The organism is Streptomyces sp. NPDC058683 (genome assembly GCF_042716195.1).
GTDB lineage: Bacteria > Actinomycetota > Actinomycetes > Streptomycetales > Streptomycetaceae > Streptomyces.
This window is the reverse complement of the sequence record NZ_JBHXSK010000011.1, coordinates 89,742-105,162: the sequence shown is the minus strand read 5'-3', so window position 1 is coordinate 105,162 and position 15,421 is coordinate 89,742. Positions and strand designations below refer to the sequence as shown.

General features: G+C 72.2%; 16 protein-coding genes. 9 read left to right on the top strand and 7 right to left on the bottom strand.

The genetic code is table 11. From position 1 onward, the window contains the following. The first annotated feature begins 12 nt into the window (after positions 1 to 12). On the top strand, positions 13 to 510 hold the full coding sequence (locus ACFWXC_RS14190) for a MarR family transcriptional regulator (protein ID WP_351736391.1): 498 nt from the start codon (positions 13 to 15) through the stop codon (positions 508 to 510). A 37-nt stretch (positions 511 to 547) separates the two neighbouring features. Here ACFWXC_RS14190 and ACFWXC_RS14185 read toward each other — a convergent pair whose 3' ends face one another. Next, a complete protein-coding gene (locus ACFWXC_RS14185) occupies positions 548 to 994 on the bottom strand; it encodes a MarR family winged helix-turn-helix transcriptional regulator (protein ID WP_384478187.1) in 447 nt (148 codons plus the stop codon). Positions 995 to 1,108: 114 nt separating this feature from the next. Between ACFWXC_RS14185 and ACFWXC_RS14180 the strand changes: the two genes are divergently transcribed. Beyond that, positions 1,109 to 1,708, top strand: coding sequence for a non-oxidative hydroxyarylic acid decarboxylases subunit B (locus ACFWXC_RS14180; protein ID WP_351736387.1), 600 nt, complete (start codon positions 1,109 to 1,111; stop codon positions 1,706 to 1,708). Continuing rightward, on the top strand, positions 1,708 to 3,222 hold the full coding sequence (locus tag ACFWXC_RS14175) for a UbiD family decarboxylase (RefSeq protein WP_384478183.1): 1,515 nt from the start codon (positions 1,708 to 1,710) through the stop codon (positions 3,220 to 3,222). Before ACFWXC_RS14180 ends, ACFWXC_RS14175 begins: the two co-directional genes overlap by 1 nt. Before the next feature lie 31 nt (positions 3,223 to 3,253). Here ACFWXC_RS14175 and ACFWXC_RS14170 read toward each other — a convergent pair whose 3' ends face one another. From ACFWXC_RS14170 to ACFWXC_RS14155, 4 genes are all read right to left on the bottom strand, one after another. Next, positions 3,254 to 4,225 (bottom strand): RNA polymerase sigma factor, encoded by a 972-nt coding sequence (locus ACFWXC_RS14170; RefSeq protein ID WP_384478180.1) that lies wholly within the window; start codon positions 4,223 to 4,225, stop codon positions 3,254 to 3,256. Further along, entirely contained in the window at positions 4,222 to 5,163 is a 942-nt protein-coding gene (locus ACFWXC_RS14165) for an RNA polymerase sigma factor (protein ID WP_384478177.1), read from the bottom strand. Before ACFWXC_RS14165 ends, ACFWXC_RS14170 begins: the two co-directional genes overlap by 4 nt. 105 nt (positions 5,164 to 5,268) lie before the next feature. Then, positions 5,269 to 6,630, bottom strand: coding sequence for a carotenoid oxygenase family protein (locus tag ACFWXC_RS14160; RefSeq protein WP_384478174.1), 1,362 nt, complete (start codon positions 6,628 to 6,630; stop codon positions 5,269 to 5,271). Positions 6,631 to 6,730: 100 nt separating this feature from the next. Beyond that, entirely contained in the window at positions 6,731 to 7,315 is a 585-nt protein-coding gene (locus tag ACFWXC_RS14155) for a hypothetical protein (protein WP_384478171.1), read from the bottom strand. 216 nt (positions 7,316 to 7,531) lie between these two features. On the opposite strand from ACFWXC_RS14155, the gene ACFWXC_RS14150 reads away from it, so the two are divergent. From ACFWXC_RS14150 to ACFWXC_RS14130, 5 genes are read left to right on the top strand one after another with little or no spacing between them, the layout of a single operon-like run. Then, positions 7,532 to 8,764, top strand: a complete 1,233-nt coding sequence (locus ACFWXC_RS14150) for a sensor histidine kinase (RefSeq protein WP_384478513.1) — start codon at positions 7,532 to 7,534, stop codon at positions 8,762 to 8,764. Beyond that, positions 8,761 to 9,480 carry a response regulator gene (locus ACFWXC_RS14145; RefSeq protein WP_384478168.1) on the top strand — a complete coding sequence of 240 codons (720 nt, stop codon included), beginning with the start codon at positions 8,761 to 8,763 and terminating at the stop codon, positions 9,478 to 9,480. Before ACFWXC_RS14150 ends, ACFWXC_RS14145 begins: the two co-directional genes overlap by 4 nt. Positions 9,481 to 9,515: 35 nt before the next feature. Next, positions 9,516 to 10,448 carry an ATP-binding cassette domain-containing protein gene (locus ACFWXC_RS14140; RefSeq protein ID WP_384478166.1) on the top strand — a complete coding sequence of 311 codons (933 nt, stop codon included), beginning with the start codon at positions 9,516 to 9,518 and terminating at the stop codon, positions 10,446 to 10,448. After that, on the top strand, positions 10,445 to 11,965 hold the full coding sequence (locus tag ACFWXC_RS14135; RefSeq protein WP_384478163.1) for an ABC transporter permease subunit: 1,521 nt from the start codon (positions 10,445 to 10,447) through the stop codon (positions 11,963 to 11,965). Before ACFWXC_RS14140 ends, ACFWXC_RS14135 begins: the two co-directional genes overlap by 4 nt. Beyond that, the gene (locus ACFWXC_RS14130) at positions 11,962 to 12,738 is read left to right on the top strand and encodes an ABC transporter permease (RefSeq protein WP_384478161.1); all 777 of its coding nucleotides are present in this window, start codon (positions 11,962 to 11,964) and stop codon (positions 12,736 to 12,738) included. Before ACFWXC_RS14135 ends, ACFWXC_RS14130 begins: the two co-directional genes overlap by 4 nt. Before the next feature lie 28 nt (positions 12,739 to 12,766). Here ACFWXC_RS14130 and ACFWXC_RS14125 read toward each other — a convergent pair whose 3' ends face one another. Continuing rightward, a complete protein-coding gene (locus ACFWXC_RS14125; RefSeq protein WP_384478158.1) occupies positions 12,767 to 13,156 on the bottom strand; it encodes a cold-shock protein in 390 nt (129 codons plus the stop codon). Positions 13,157 to 13,419: 263 nt separating this feature from the next. Between ACFWXC_RS14125 and ACFWXC_RS14120 the strand changes: the two genes are divergently transcribed. Continuing rightward, a complete protein-coding gene (locus tag ACFWXC_RS14120) occupies positions 13,420 to 14,220 on the top strand; it encodes an SAM-dependent methyltransferase (protein WP_384478154.1) in 801 nt (266 codons plus the stop codon). Positions 14,221 to 14,260: 40 nt separating this feature from the next. Here the strand turns inward: ACFWXC_RS14120 and ACFWXC_RS14115 are convergent, their stop codons facing one another. Continuing rightward, on the bottom strand, positions 14,261 to 15,400 hold the full coding sequence (locus tag ACFWXC_RS14115; protein WP_384478511.1) for a hypothetical protein: 1,140 nt from the start codon (positions 15,398 to 15,400) through the stop codon (positions 14,261 to 14,263). Positions 15,401 to 15,421 lie beyond the last annotated feature (21 nt).

The window sequence follows — 15,421 nt, the reverse complement described above, 5'->3', positions numbered from 1 at the left end:
TACGCTCCCGAAATGACCACCTCCGACGCGTCGCCGGGGACCGGCGAGCCGGCCGATCCGTGGCTCACACCGGCCGAACTGGCCGCATGGATGTCGGTGGTACGGCTCATCACCCGCCTGCCCTGGGCCCTGGACACCCAGTTGCAGCGGGACGCGGATCTGAGCATGGTCGAGTACATGGCCCTGGCGATGCTCTCCGAGGCCCCCGACCGGACCCTGCGCATGAGCACCCTGGCCGAGGTCGTCAACTCGTCCCTGTCCCGGCTGTCGCACCTGGTGAAACGGCTGGAGAAGCGCGGTTACGTCCGACGTGAACCGGACCCCGACGACGGACGTTTCACCAACGCCGTGCTGCTGCCCGACGGCATACGGAAGCTGGAGTCGGCCGCGCCGGGCCACGCGGCCCACGTCCGGCATCTCGTCGTGGACAACCTCTCTCCCGAGCGTCTTCGCCGGCTGGGCCAGGACGCCGAGCGCATCCTCCAGCGCGTCGACTCGCCCGTGCGCTGAGCACGGCACGATGACTTGAGGATTAACGCGAAGGGCGCTACTGCGCGCGGCCCGCGTCCCCGAGTTCCTTGAGCAGGAGGGTCAGGGTCGCGAGACGGTCGGGACCGAGGAGCTCCTCGATCCAGCGGCTCGTCTCCCGCACCTGCTCGCGGCCCAGCGCCGCCCGCTCGCGCCCGGCGCCGGTCAGCGTGATCAGCTGCCGGCGGCGGTTGTCGGGATCCGTGTTCTTGGTGACGAGGCCACGCGCCACCAGCCGGTCGAGCAGGGGAGTGAGCGTCGACCGGTCGATCGCGGCGTGCGCGCCGAGGGACTTCTGATCGAGGCTTCCCTGCTCGTCGAGGACGTGCAGCACGGCGAACTGTGGCGGTGTGAGGTCGCCGCCGCTGTGCAGCTGCCACGAGGCGTTCACCGCCTGCGAGGCGCGTCGTAGCTGGTGGGCCATGCCGTCTTCCAGCGTCCCGTCGTATCGCGCTCCTGTCGTCATGCGCCCAGGTTACCTCCGCCTACTGTCATTCCGTACACGGATCATTTGCCATCGCAAGCCGCGTGCTCTACGTTATTCCGTGTACGGACTTACCGCGTACGGAAGGTTTTGTTCATGCCTCGACGAGTGATCTTGGGGATGACCGGGGCGACCGGCGCCGTCCTCGGTGTCGAACTGCTGCGCCGGCTGCGGGAGCAGCCCGACGTGGAGACCCATCTCGTGCTGTCCCAGTGGGCCAGGGCGACCATCCATCTGGAGACCGACCTCTCGGTCCGCGAGGTCACCGACCTCGCGGACGTGACCTACGCGTGGAACGACCAGGGTGCGGCGATCTCGTCCGGGTCGTTCCCGGTGGACGGGATGATCGTCGCGCCGTGCAGCATGAAGACCCTCGCCGGGATCCGCACCGGGTACGCCGACGGCCTCATCCCGCGCGCCGCCGACGTCACGCTGAAGGAACGGCGTCCCCTGGTGCTGGTGCCGAGAGAGACCCCGCTCAGCGAGATCCATCTGGAGAACATGCTGGCGCTCTCCCGGATGGGGGTACGGATAGTGCCTCCGATGCCGGCCTTCTACAACCGCCCGACGACCATCGACGACCTGGTCGGGCACATCGCCGTCCGGGTGCTGGACCAGCTCGGCATCCAGGTGCCGTCCGCGCAGCGCTGGGACGGGATGCCCCGCCCCTCGGAACCGAAAGGTGCAATCAACTGATGTCCGAAACCACTGACTTCCGGTCCTACCTCGCCAGGCTCGAAGAGCTGGGCGACCTCCAGCGCATCTCGCGCGTGGTCGATCCGGACCTGGAGGCGTCCGCCGTCACCCGGCGCTCCACCGAGAACGGCCGCCCCGCCCCCTTCTTCGAGCACCTCAAGGGCGCCGGCGAGGGCTTCCGCATGGTCGGCGCCCCGGGAGCGCTGTCGAGCATCCCCGGACATCCGCTGGCCCGGATCTCCCTCTCGCTCGGCCTGCCGTACACGACGACCGCCGCCGAACTCGTCGAACGACTCGCCCAGGCCGGCACCGGGGAGCTGCTCCCGCCCAGGCGGGTGACCGGCGACGGCGCGCCCTGCAAGCAGCACGTCCTTACCGGCGACGAGGCCCGGCTGGACCGGTTCCCGATCCCCGTCGTACACGAGGGCGACGGCGGCCCCTACGTCAACACCTGGGGCGTGATCGTCGCCAGGACCCCCGACGGCCGGTGGACCAACTGGTCCATCTCCCGGATCATGATGATCGACGGCCGGCACATGACCGGACTGGTCCTGCCCGGCCAGCACCTCGGCATGATCTGGCGCGAATGGGAGGCCATCGGCCAGCCGATGCCCTACGCCCTGTTCCAGGGCGGCGACCCCGGCGCCGCCGTCGTCGGCGGCATGACCGTACCCACCGAGGTCGACGAGGGCGCCTACCTCGGCGCGCTCCTCGGCCGCCCCGTCGACGTCGTCAAGTGCGAGACCAACGACCTCGAGGTCCCGGCCTCCGCCGAGGTCGTCATCGAGGGCCACCTCTCCGCCACGCGGGACGCGGTCGAAGGCCCGTTCGCCGAGTTCCACGGCTGGGCACTGCCCGAGACCTCACCCCAGCCGCTCTTCGGCATCGAGGCCATCACCTACCGCAGCGACCCCATCTGGCCGCTCGCCCCCGCCGGCCGGCCCGTCGACGACTCCCACGTGGCACCCGCCGCCGGGATCTCCGCCGAGGTCGTCTCGGAGCTGCGCAAGGCCGGACTCCCGGTCACCACAGCCTGGCTGCCGCTCGGCGCCGCCTGCTTCTGGACCGTCATCACCGTCCCCTCCGACTGGCGTGACCTGCTGCCGGACATGGACACCGCTCGCTTCGTCCACCGCATCGGCGAGGTCCTCAACGGCACCCGGGTCGGGCGGCTCTCCCCGGTCGTCTACGTCCTCGACGACGACGTGGACCCGGCCAAGGACGCGGACCTGCTGTGGGCACTGGCCACCCGCGTGCATCCCACCCTCCGCCAGGAACAGTGGCACGGCCCGATCATGCCCTGGTACCCGTGCTTCACCGAAGAGGAACTCCACAACGGCTGGGGAGCAGTCGTCGTCCACGACGCACTGCTCCCGGCGGAGGGCCACGGCCGCGCCCGGCAGGCCACCTTCGACGGCGTCTTCCCGGCCGACGTGCGCGCCAAGGTCCTCGCCGCCGAAGCCGAAGCCGAAGCCGAGGGCGGAGCCGATGCCGGAGCCGCCCCGGGCGCCTGACGGGCCGGCGCACCGGGGCAGCCCTGTCGGGTCACAGCACCGGGAGCAGCTCCATGGTCGGCAACGGCCGGGGATGGAAGAGCCGCAGCCGGTGCACCCGTCCGGCCTCGTCCAGCGTCATCAGCCAGGCCACCGTGGGCGGGCAGTGCTCCGGGTTGTCGGACGGATTGACGATGTCCATCTCCCAGACGGCCAGCGTCCGTCCGGCGACCGCATGGGCGAGCCGCTGTCGTACCCCGGCCTCGATGTCGCCGTCCATGGCACGGACCAGGAGGTCGCCGCCGCCGACCCGGTCGGTCCCCCTGAGCAGCGCGATCTCCGGCGACCAGCGCTCCGTGAGGAGCCGGGCGAAGTGCCCGCTCTCGGCGGCGGCCAGCGTCTCCCGGGCCTGGGTCCGGGTCTCCCGGGCGCGCCGGCCGGTGTCGCCGTGCGCGGTGTCCGCAGTGGCGGCCAGCGCGGCCGCGAGCTTGGCCCGGCCCTGGCTGAGCCTGCTGCGGACGGTGCCGACCGGGACCCCGCAGGCATGGGCGATCTGCTCGTAGGAGCTGACCCCGGTGGTGAAGTGGCGCAGCACCAACGGCAGCCGCAGCACCGGGGTCAGCTCCTCCAGGGCCTCCCAGACCCAGTCCCGCAGCGCGCTCTCTTCGAGCCACTGCTCCGGACCGGCCTCCGTGGCCGGCAGGTGCAGGCCCTCGTCCACCGGGCGGGCGGGAACCGCGGCCCGCAGCAGGGAGCGGGCCGCATTGCGGACGATCATCCGCAGCCATGCGCCGACCGCCCCCGGATCGCGGACGTCGCCGATCCGCCGCAGTGCGGTCAGGGCCGCTTCCTGGAGTACGTCGTCGGCGTCCGGGCCCGGCCCCAGGATGCTCAGCGCCACCGCGCGCATCCCCGCACGATGGCGTTCGAGCAGCAGACCGAGGGCGGTCACCTCGCCGGCCTGCGCGGCAAGAGTGAGCGCCGTGTCCTCGGCGAGGGCGGCCTCGGCGGTCTCCCGGATCATGCGGGCCGCCCCGGGAAGACCACGCGGAGGCTTTGGACCCTTCGGTCGGGCCTGCGGATCATGAGCCAGGCGAGGGTCGGCGGGCAGGGATGCGGGATGCCGTCGGGATTGACGGTCGTCATCTCCCAGATGGTGATGTCCGGGCTGGCCACCACATGGCGCAGGTGCTGGGTGATCCCGCTCTGCCGGGTCCGTTCCATGGCCGGGAAAGGGTGGCAGCGTTCGCCCGGCGTGCGGAGTACGCCGACCAGTTCGGTCTCCGCCGGCCACAGCTCCAGGATCTCCCTGGGCTGACGGCCGCGCAGCGCGCCGTCCAGCGTGAGTTCGGCCTCCTTGCGGCTGTCCTCGACGAGACGGGACGCGTCGTCGTGGGCCTCCGTGGCGGTCCTCAGCAGCACCTCGGCGAGCTTTCCCCGGGCCTGGCTGAGCCGGCTGCGGACCGTCCCGACCGGTATCTCGCAGGCGCCGGCAATCTCCTGGTAGGAGGTGATGCCGCTGAAGTGCCGCAGCATCAGCACCAGCCGCAACTGCTGCGGCAGTTCCGTCATCGCGTTCCAGATCCAGTCCCGCATGGCGTGCCGGTCGACGACCCGCTCCGGGTGCGACGACTCGTCGGTGCCCGTGTCCAGCCGGTCGAGCCGGTCCAGACCGGGTGTCTCCCGGCCGGTGCGCAGCCGCATACGGGAGGTGTTGCGCACGATCGCGCGCAGCCACGCGCCGACGGCCGCCGGATCGCGGACGTCGCCGATCCGCCGTAGCGCGGTGACCACGGCGTCCTGCACCGCGTCCTCCGCGTCGGGGCCGTAGCCGAGCAGGCTCAGCGCCACCGCGCGCATCGGCGCCTGGTGGCGGGCCAGCAACAGCCCGAGGGCCGCAGTCTCTCCGGACTGGGCCCTGCGGGTGAGTTCCTCATCCGTGGGGGGATCGAGAAACACCATGAAGCGAATGCCTCCATGCGGACGTGTACTGATGGTGGGGGGACTTTCGTACAGGCGGGTGCGCCGGACACAACTCCCGGCGCACCCAGTGTGACGGAGTTCCTGCTAGGCCTCTTCGGTGAGCTCCGGCAGCCAGCTTCCGTGGAAACCGGCCGGGACGGCGTACGGCAGCTCCACCACCGCCTGGACGGAGAGTTCCCGCGCGTCGAGGACGAGCAGTTCGCCGGCCTCGCCGTCGTCGTTCGAGACGAGGGACAGCAGCCAGCCCTCGTCCTCGCTCCTGCCGTCCGCCGCCGGGACGAACACGGCCTCGCCCGCGTAGCGGGCGCCGGGCGTCGCGTGCAGCTCACTGCCCCCGCCCGTCAGGTCGTGCTTGGCGATGCCGTCGCCCGAGACGGTGTACAGATACCGGTTCGCGCGGCCGGTGAGGGTCTCGTTGTGGGTGGGGAACTCGGCGTCCCGGTCGTCCAGCTGGGACTCGGTGACCCGTCCGGTCGCCGGGTCCAGCGCCCAGCGGTACAGCACGGCGGTCGCGCCGGTGTGACCCGGTTCCGGTACGACGGCCGGGCCGGAGGGCCCGCCGATGTCGCCCCAGGCGTGGTCGAAGCCGAGGCGGTCGTAGCGCACCGCGTCGAGGACGATCCGCCCCCGCTCGTCCTCGTGGGCGTTGCCGACGTGGAAGACGTAGCAGGGATCGATGTCGAACCAGCGCACGTCGGTGCTTCCGGGGGTGCGGGACATGATGCCGAGCCGGGCGCCGTAGCCGTCGTCCCATCGGTAGGGCATGCCGCCGCGTCCGGCGAGGTCCGGGTCGAAGGCGACGGGCAGGTCCATCCACACGATGTGGTGCTCGGTGATGGCGAAGTCGTGCATCATCGTCGGCCCCGGCACCGCTATCGGCCGGCTGTCGAGCAGTTCCCCTTCCGCGGTGACCCGGTGGTAGGTGAGATAAGGCGGGGCAAACCCGGTACCGAACAGGTGCAGTTCACCGGTGATCGGATCCTCTTTCGGATGGGCGGTCATCGAGGTGGTCAGCCGGCCTCCGAAGTCGTAGGGGCCGACGGTCTCCAGCGACGGGGTGACCCAGTAGGGCAGGCCGACCTCGCACAGGGCCAGCACCGTGTCCGCGTGCCGGATGACATGGGTGTTGCCGGGCGTCGCGGCCAGGTCGACGCTGCCGTCCTCGCGGACGAACGGATGCCCCTCCAGCTCTCGGGTGCGGATCCACCGGTTGCGGTACCACTCGGCGTGGCCGTCGCGCAGCCGGATGCCGTGCAGCATGCCGGGGCCGGTGAACCAGTGCCCCTTGTCCTCGCCGGGCAGCGGGTTGGGGCCGTTGCGCAGATAACGGCCGTCCAGGTCGGGCGGGAGGGTGCCGCGCACGGTGAGGTCGTGGGCGCTGTGCTCCTCGGGAACCGGGGCGAAGCGGCCCCGCAGGTACAGGGGGAGGGTGGTCTCTTCGGTCATGCTGCTTTCCTTGTCGGGCCCGGCAGGGCGCTGCCGGCCGCGTTCTCGATCAGGCCGGACGGCCGCGGCGATGGGTTCCGCGGCCGCCCGCTGCGGACGGTCAGACGGTGGACGTCAGGCCCTGGGACTCCAGCAGGCGCCGCTGGGCCCGCTCGGGGTACACCTTCGTGAAGACGATCGGGCCGACCAGGCCGATGACATGGGCGGTGATGCCCACCCACGCCGGGGCGTCCACGGCGTTGCCGATGGCCAGGCTCACCGCGATGAAGGTGAAGCCGGCTCCCCAGGCACTGGTGATGTGGTTGTTGACCTGGAGGAACTCCGGCATGTCCCAGTACTCGCGGGGCGTCTGGCGCTTGGCGATGCCCAGTGTGAAGGGACGGCGGATCGCCAGGGAGCCCCAGGCGGTGGCGCCCAGCCAGACGAACGAGAGGACGTCGGAGTGGTCCTGGAGCGACGAGTCCGGGTCCGCGACGGAGACGGCGCCGATGACGACGAAGTACACGATGGTGCTGGCCTCGAGGATCAGCGCGTCGAGGTCGACCCCTCGACGGAGGTCCTGGATCAGGAGCAGCAGCCCCGAGACGAGACCGCCGAGCGCACCCCAGCGCCAGTCGACGACGCCCGAGACGACACCGGCGACGATCCAGGGGACGAAGCCGCGCAGATAAGCCACAAAACCCATTGAGTTGTTCCTTGCTGAATGGACGGGACGGCCCCGGAGGGGGGTTGCTCCGCAGCCGCTCTGTGAACCGAACGCGGACTAGATGCAGGGCGAGAGCCAAAGTTCGACGCCGGGAGTGTGACCCTCGCCACAGCGTGGTTACGGTGGCCGGGCAGCGGCCCGCCAGGTGTCGCCGCCCGCCCGCCGGCTGCGTCCGCTGCCATACTGACCGGCGTGATGCGTGCGGGGGCATGGCGGGACAGCCGACGTCGGATGCTGCGCCGGATCGCGCAACGGCCGTACGCCTGGGCCGTGTTGCTCGGGATCCTCGCGGTCACCGAGTCCCTCGCGGAGTTCGTCGCCGGACACGGCTCCGTCCCCCGGATGTTCGCGGACCGCGCCTCCGGCGGATCCGGCGGAGTGCAATTCGCTCTGGTCGTAGGTCTGTTCTGCCTGTCGACGGCGCTACCACTGGCGTTCTTGCGCCCGTTGACGGCCGCTGTCACGGTCACCGCCGCGAGCCTCGGCTCCTTCACGATCCTCCACACCCTGACGGTCGCGGGTTTCGCCGCCCAGACCGTCGCCCAGTACCGGCTGGCCCGTACCGGCTCCGCGCTGTCCGCGCTGCTCCTCGGCGCACCGTTCCTCGCCCTGGCGCTGGCGTCGTCCGCGGACACCCGTGCGGTGCTGCTGGCGGTCCTCGCCCCCTGCGCCGCCTGCGCCGGACTCGCCGGGCGGGCCGCCGACCACGACCGTGAACACACCGCCGTACGCCGGGTCATGGCCGTGACCGAGTGGGAGAACGCGGCGCGCGGCGAGCGGGCCCGGATCGTCCGCGAACTCCACGACGTCGTCGGCCACCACCTCTCGATGATCGCCGTACAGGCCGAGACGGCCCGGGTGGCCACCCCGGGCATGCCCGCCCAGGGCGCCGAACGCCTCCTCGGCATCGGGGACACCGCCCGCGCCGCGCTCACCGAGACGCGCCGGCTGCTCGGTGTCCTGCGTGAGGACACCGGGTCCGGTACCGGCGGCGAGCGCAGTCCCCAGCCGGACCTCGGCCACCTCAACGAACTTCTGGACGAGGCCCGTACGGCCTCCGGCGCCACCGTCCGCCTGGTCCTCAGCGGTTACCCCCGCGCCCTCGACCCCGGTGTCGAACTCGCCGTCTACCGCATCGTCCAGGAGTCCCTCACCAACGCCCGCAAACACGCGCCGGGCGCCGCCGTGGACGTCGAACTGCACTACGCCGACGACCGCCTGCACCTGCGCGTCCGTGACAACGGCCCCGGTCCCGCCCCGGGGCGAACGGCCGACGGACACGGCCTGCTGGGCATGCGGGAACGGGCCGCCACGGTGGCCGGCGAGGTCCGCACCGGCACGCCGGACGCCGGCGGTTTCCTGGTGGCGGCCCGCTTCCCGGTCCCGCCACCCGACGGCCTCGAGGCCCGCACGGAAGAGAGCGCATGAACGACACCACCCCGCCGGTCCGCGTCGTGATCGCCGACGACCACCTGGTCGTCCGGACCGGCTTCGGCGCACTGCTGGACTCCCAGCCCGACTTCACCGTCGTCGGCACCGCGTCCGACGGCACCGAGGCGGTCCGCGTCTGTCACGAGACCCGCCCGGACGTCGTCCTCATGGACATCCGTATGCCGGGCCTCGACGGCATCGAGGCCACCCGCCGGCTCCTCGGCACCGCACCGGAGCGGCCGGACGGACCCCGTGTCCTCATCCTCACCACCTTCGACCTGGACGAGTACGTCTACGACGCCCTGCGCGCCGGGGCCAGCGGCTTCCTCCTCAAAGAGGTCACCGCGGAGCGGCTCTTCGACGCCGTACGGGTCGTGGCGGCCGGCGACGCGCTGCTCGCACCCGGCATCACCCGCCGGCTGATCAGCGAGTTCGCCCGGCTGCCCGCCCGCGCCGCCGCGAGCACCCCGCCGGCCCGGCCGGGCACGCTCACCGCCCGCGAGACCGAGGTCCTGCTGCTCGTCGCCGAGGGGCTGTCCAACCCGGAGATCGCGGCCCGGCTCGTCGTCGGCGAGGAGACGGTCAAGACCCACGTCAGCCGGATCCTCGCCAAGCTCGGGCTGCGCGACCGCACCCAGGCCGTCATCGCCGCCTACGAGTCGGGACTGGTCATCCCCCGTGCGAGGGACGGGAAAGCTGGCTCCCAGGGGTGACGCGACCGGCCTTCGCGCTTCCTAGCCTGGCGGGCATGGAAACGACGATCGAGGTCAGGGACTTACGCAAGCGCTTCGGGCGTGTGCAGGCCCTGGACGGCATGGAGTTCACCGTCCGGCCCGGACAGGTCACCGGCTTCGTCGGCCCGAACGGCGCCGGCAAGTCCACCACGATGCGGGTGATCCTCGGCCTGGACCGGCCCGACCGGGGCAGCGCACTGGTCGGCGGCCGCCGCTACCAGGAACTGCGCACCCCCTTCACCCACATCGGGGCGCTGCTCGACGCCGCCGCCGTCCAGCCCGCCCGCACCGCCCGCCACCATCTGCTGTGGCTGGCGCACTCCCAGGGCCTGCGCGCCGGACGCGTCGCCGAGGTGCTCCGGCAGGTCGGCCTGGAGGACGTGGCGAACCGGAAGGCGGGCGGCTTCTCGCTGGGGATGCGGCAACGGCTCGGCATCGGGGCCGCCCTGCTCGGCGACCCACCCGCGATCATGCTGGACGAGCCGTTCAACGGCCTCGACCCGGAGGGCTTCCGGTGGATGCGCGGCTTCCTCGCCTCCCTCGCCGGACAGGGCCGGGCCGTCCTGGTCTCCAGCCACCTCATGGGCGAACTCCAGGACACCGCCGACCATGTCATCGTCGTCGGCCGGGGCCGGGTCGTCGCCGACATGAGCGTGCGTGCACTCCTGGAGTCGGTCTCCCGGGGACAGGTCACCCTGCGCACCTCGGAGCGCACCCGGGCCATGACCGTCCTCGCCCGCTCCGGCGCCACCGTCAGCTCCACCGGACCCGACACGGTCACCGTCACCGGTCTTGCCGCAGAGAACGTCGTCTCGCTCCTGACCGGCCACCACGTCCCGTTCGCCGAGGTCGCCGCGCACCGCGCCTCCCTCGAAGAGGCCTACATGGAACTGACCCGTGACGCCGTCCAGTACCGCGGGACCCTCCCCGAGGAGGCGGGCCGATGACCACCGCCGCCCTCGGCGGGTTCGGCGCGCTGCTGCACGCGGAGTGGACCAAGTTCCGTACCGTGCGCGGCTGGTGGGTGAGCTGCTGCGCCGCCGTCCTCCTCGTCTGCCTGGTCGGACTGCTCGCCACCGCCGCCGGCAACGCGGCCGCCGACGGCGGTTCGTCCCTGCCCGTCGGCCCCGGCGGCGAAGCCGTCAACGACGACTTCTCCTTCGTGCACCAGCCCCTGAGGGGCGACGGCACCCTCACCGTCTCCGTGACCGCGCTGACCGGCGTGATCGCCACCGACCCCGGCCGCACCGAACCCGGCCTCGCGCCCTGGGCGAAGGCCGGCATCATCGTCAAGGACGGCCTGGAACAGGGGTCTTCGTACGCGGCGGTCATGGTCACCGGCAGCCACGGCGTGCGGATGCAGTACGACTACACGCACGACGTGGCCGCGCCGGCGGGCGAGGTCTCCGCACGGTCGCCGCGCTGGCTCAGGCTGCGGCGCGCGGGCGACGTCCTCACCGGCTACCGGTCGGCCGACGGCCGCACCTGGACCGAGGTCGGCACCGCGCGGCTCGCCGGGCTCCCCGACACCGCGCAGGTCGGGCTGTTCGTGACCTCGCCGGCGGCCGAGCGGTCCACCGGGACCGGCGCCGGGTTCGCGCCCGCGGTGGCCACCGGGACCTTCGGGCAACCCGCCCTGGGCGGGCACTGGACGCCAGGCGGTTGGCGGTACCGCCAGGTGGGCGAGGGCGCGGGGGTCTCCGGCAGCTACACCCAGGACACCAAGGGGCAGGCCACCCCGTCCGGTACCGGTTTCACGGTCACCGGGGCCGGGGACATCGCCCCGGTGGTGGGCGGCCCGGCCGCCAGCGGTGTGCGCAGCATCGAGAACTTCCTGGTCGGCGCGTTCGCCGGACTCGTCGTGGTCGTGGTGGTCGCCGCCGGATACATCACCGCCGAGTACCGGCGCGGACTGATCGGCCTCACCCTGGCCGCCGGCCCCCGCCGGGGCCGCGTCCTGGTGGCCAAGGCCCTCGTGGTGGGCGGGGTGGCCTTCCTCGCCGGGACGGTCGCCGCCGCCGTGATGGTGCCGCTGGGCGGACGGCGCTCGCGGGCCGCGGGCTTCCCGGTGCTCACCGTGCCGGCCGGCACCGAGGTGCGGGTCGTCGTCGGCACCGGGCTGCTGCTGGCCGCGGCCGCCGTCTTAGCCCTCGGTGTGGGCACGGTCCTGCGGCGCGGTGCCGTCGCCATCACCGTGGTCGTCGTCTCCATGGTCCTGCCGTACCTGCTGGCGACGGCCTCCGTACTGCCCGACGGGGCGGCCGAGTGGCTGCTGCGGGTCACCCCGGCCGCCGGCTTCGCCGTCCAGCAGAGCCTCGTGCGCTACGACCAGGTGGTCACTGTCTACGCGCCGTCGTCGGGTTACTTCCCGCTCACACCCTGGGCCGGTTTCGCGGTGCTCTGCGCCTACGCGGCCGTCGCGTTCGGCACCGGGGTCGTGCTGCTGCGCCGGAGGGACGTATGAGGCGCGCCGGGCACGCGGAGTGGACGAAGCTGCGCACCGACGCGGCCAACGTCCGGCTGCTGCTGGGCGTGATCGCGCTGACGGTGGCGGTGGGTGCCGGGGTGGCGTCGACGTCCCGGTGCGATGCCGCCGGCTGCGGCGGTGACCCGGCGCGGCTGTGCCTGACCGGGGTCATGGTCGGACAGGTCGCGGTCGCGGTCGTCGCCGTCCTCATGGTCGGCAACGAGTACGGCACCGGCATGATGCGCACGACCCTCACGGCGGTCCCGCGCCGGCTGACGGTCCTGTCCGCCAAGGCCGCCGTCCTCACGGCGGTCACACTGGCGGCCGCGACCGTCTCGGTGCTCGGCTCGCTGCTGATCGGGCGGCTGGCCGGGCCGGGCCGGGGCTTCACCCAGGCACACGGATACCCGGCCCTGTCGCTGACCGACGCAGCGACCCTGCGGGCCGCGGTCGGCTCGGTCCTCTACCTGGTTCTGATCGGCCTGCTGAGCCTGGGCCTGGCGCTCGCCGTGCGGAGCTCGGCCACCGCGATCGGTCTCGTCCTGGCCCTGCTGTTCGTCCTCCCGATCCTCGCCCAGGTGATCGCCGACCCGGACTGGCAGCGCCATGTCCAGCAGATCGCGCCGATGACGGCGGGGCTGGCCGTCCAGACCACCGTCGGCGTCGGCACCCTGCCCATCGGCCCCTGGCAGGGACTGGGCGTACTGGCTCTCTGGACGGTCGCCGCCCTCACGGCGGGCGGACGGCTGCTTCGCTCCCGCGACGCCTGAGCCGGCCGCCCTGCCCGCCGTGGGCGGGTCAGCCCTCGATCCAGCCGTGGTTCTTCGCGAACTGGGCCAGTGCGCCGCGGACCCGCACGATCTCCTCGGCGGTGAGCGTGGGCGCCGACGCCAGCAGTGTCTCGGTGACCTCGCGGGTGAACTCGTCCGCGCTCAGCAGATCACAGAGCGAATCGTCGTCCGGACCGAGCGTCCGGACGTCGGCTCCCCGGGCGAGCCGGACACCGGACGCCTTCGGCCCACGCTCGCCGCTCTCGATCTCGAACTCCACGGCCACGCCCGGGCGGACGTAGGACTCGGGCATCTGCATGTCGTTCACATGCAGGAAGACGTCTTCCCCGCCACCGTCCGGAGTGATGAAACCGTACCCGCGCGTGCTGTCGAACCGCACCACACGACCACTGACCATGAGAAACCCCCAACCAATCCGGGCCACCTGCCCGGGCACCTGGGCCAGATGGTAGCCAGACCGGCCCCGGTCAGGCGACTCCACCCACCGGCCGGCCTCGCACGCACGGCGCCGTCGACGGAGACCGGCACGTCGCGACAGGGGCGAGCGGTGTGCGGTCCGCTGCCGGAACTCCGTGCACAAGCACCGGAGTTGATATGGAAAGCTGTCGCCAGCCGTCGGTGTGCCAAGGGGGGCCGGGGCGGTCATCGAGAGGAGCACACGTGACGCAGGACGGTACGCACCCCGTGGAGATCGACACCAGCAAGCCGCATCCCGCGCGGATCTACGACTACCTGCTGGGCGGCAAGGACAACTACGAGGTGGACCGCACGGCCGGTGACCAGCTCGCCGCCGTGGCGCCCGAGGTGTGGATCTCGGTACGGGCCAACCGCGGCTTCCTGCAGCGCGCCGTCCGGCACGTCATCGACAGCGGGGTCCGCCAGATCCTGGACGTCGGCACCGGGCTGCCCACCTCGCCGAACGTGCACGAGATCGCCCAGGAGGCCGCCCCGGGCGTCCGCGTCGCCTACGTCGACAACGACCCGATCGTGAAGGCACACGCCGACGCGCTGCTCAACCGGGCCGGCACCACCAGCATCGTCCTCGCCGACCTGCGCGACCCGCAGTCCGTCGTGGAGCACCCCGAGGTCCGCCGCATTATCGACTTCGACCAGCCCGTCGCCCTGTTCCTCGTCGCCATCCTGCACTTCATCCGCGACGCGGAGGAGCCCGAGCGGATCGTGGCCACGCTGCGCGACGCGCTCCCGGCCGGCAGCTTCCTGGTGCTCTCGCACGCCACGGACGACTTCGCCGACGACCGCAGCGAGGCCCAGGCCGTCTACAACAACGCGACCGCCACCATGAACCTGCGCCCCCGCGCCCGGATCGAGCAGTTCTTCGACGGTTTCGAGCTGATCGAACCCGGCCTGATCCAGGTCCCGTTCTGGCGCCCGGACGCCACCCCGCCGGAGGGCTCCCAGGACATCGGTTTCTACGGCGGGGTGGCCGTCAAGAAGGGCTGAGCCGTCGCCACGGGGTGTCCGGCGGTGCGCCTGACACCCTTTAGGGCACCCCGAGTTCGAACAGCGCGTACCCCGCGTACGAGCCGGAGGCCAGTGCCGCGAGGCCCAGCAGGAGGAACTGGCAGGGCAGGCCGACACGGCGCAGCGCGACCGCGAGCGGGACGAACAGCGGGAAGGCGGGCAGCAGATAGCGCGAGACGTTGGCGAAGTACTGCTGGCTGCCGAGCACCAGGGCCAGGGTGAGCACCGTGTGGACGACCAGCACCGCCGGCGGCCGCAGCCGGATCAGCAGCGGCAGCAGCGCGAGATCCAGCAGCACGACACCGACCCCGATGACGTCCGCGAACGGAAGCGCGAAGAGATAGCCGAAGTGGCCCACGGCGACGGACGTCAGGACGTCCAGGGTCTGCCTGCCGTAGTCGAACTCGTGCCCCCACGCACCCGACTGGAGCCTGAAGTAGCCGCCGTAGTCGCCCATCCGGTGGCCCACCCAGCCGAGGTAACCGAGCAGACCCAGCGGGGCCACGAGCATCGCAGTCAGCGGACGGGTGACGCCGTCCTCGCGGCGGCGCAGCGCGAGCAGCCCGGCCAGGGCGAGCGCGGCGATCAGGGCGGCGGCGGTGGGCCGGTTGAGGCCGGCCGCGAAGGTCAGCACCCCCGCCGTCAGCCAGCGGCGGGTCAGTATCGCGTACAGGGCCCAGGCGGCGAGTGCCACATACAGCGAGTCCGAGTAGACCGCCCACTCCACGCCGGACCCCGGCCACACGGCCCAGAGTCCGGCCGCCGCCAGCCCCGCCCGGCGGCCGCCGAACCACGCGGCGACGGCGTGGATGCCCAGCGCCGCCGTGAACGAGGCCACCACCGACACCAGCAGCCCGGCACCGAACGGGCCGAGACCGGTGACCTCCATGGCCAGCCGCATGAGCGCCGGGTAGAGCGGGAAGAACGCGGCCGAGTTGCCCTGGAGGGTGATCAGGCCGGTGGCGCCGGGGACCGGGACCAGCTCGGGGTGGTAGCCGTGCAGGGCGATCTGCTGGTACCACCAGCCGTCCCAGGTGCCCAGCACGTCCCAGGTGTGCGCGCCGCCCCCGAAGCGCGGATGCTTCCTGCGGAAGTCCCCGGCCGAGTCCAGCAGATACATGAACGAGCCGAACCCGATGAGCTTCAGGACCCCGTACATCGCGAGGACCGGGCCGTAGCG

Coding starts and splice junctions, on each gene's coding strand:
- ACFWXC_RS14180 (WP_351736387.1), top strand. CDS start 1,109: ATGCCTCGACGAGTGATCTTGGGGATGACCGGGGCGACCGGCGCCGTC.
- ACFWXC_RS14125 (WP_384478158.1), bottom strand. CDS start 13,156: ATGGTCAGTGGTCGTGTGGTGCGGTTCGACAGCACGCGCGGGTACGGT.
- ACFWXC_RS14175 (WP_384478183.1), top strand. CDS start 1,708: ATGTCCGAAACCACTGACTTCCGGTCCTACCTCGCCAGGCTCGAAGAG.
- ACFWXC_RS14160 (WP_384478174.1), bottom strand. CDS start 6,630: ATGACCGAAGAGACCACCCTCCCCCTGTACCTGCGGGGCCGCTTCGCC.
- ACFWXC_RS14155 (WP_384478171.1), bottom strand. CDS start 7,315: ATGGGTTTTGTGGCTTATCTGCGCGGCTTCGTCCCCTGGATCGTCGCC.
- ACFWXC_RS14190 (WP_351736391.1), top strand. CDS start 13: ATGACCACCTCCGACGCGTCGCCGGGGACCGGCGAGCCGGCCGATCCG.
- ACFWXC_RS14140 (WP_384478166.1), top strand. CDS start 9,516: ATGGAAACGACGATCGAGGTCAGGGACTTACGCAAGCGCTTCGGGCGT.
- ACFWXC_RS14165 (WP_384478177.1), bottom strand. CDS start 5,163: ATGGTGTTTCTCGATCCCCCCACGGATGAGGAACTCACCCGCAGGGCC.
- ACFWXC_RS14145 (WP_384478168.1), top strand. CDS start 8,761: ATGAACGACACCACCCCGCCGGTCCGCGTCGTGATCGCCGACGACCAC.
- ACFWXC_RS14170 (WP_384478180.1), bottom strand. CDS start 4,225: ATGATCCGGGAGACCGCCGAGGCCGCCCTCGCCGAGGACACGGCGCTC.
- ACFWXC_RS14135 (WP_384478163.1), top strand. CDS start 10,445: ATGACCACCGCCGCCCTCGGCGGGTTCGGCGCGCTGCTGCACGCGGAG.
- ACFWXC_RS14150 (WP_384478513.1), top strand. CDS start 7,532: ATGCGTGCGGGGGCATGGCGGGACAGCCGACGTCGGATGCTGCGCCGG.
- ACFWXC_RS14115 (WP_384478511.1), bottom strand. CDS start 15,400: ATGTACGGGGTCCTGAAGCTCATCGGGTTCGGCTCGTTCATGTATCTG.
- ACFWXC_RS14185 (WP_384478187.1), bottom strand. CDS start 994: ATGACGACAGGAGCGCGATACGACGGGACGCTGGAAGACGGCATGGCC.
- ACFWXC_RS14130 (WP_384478161.1), top strand. CDS start 11,962: ATGAGGCGCGCCGGGCACGCGGAGTGGACGAAGCTGCGCACCGACGCG.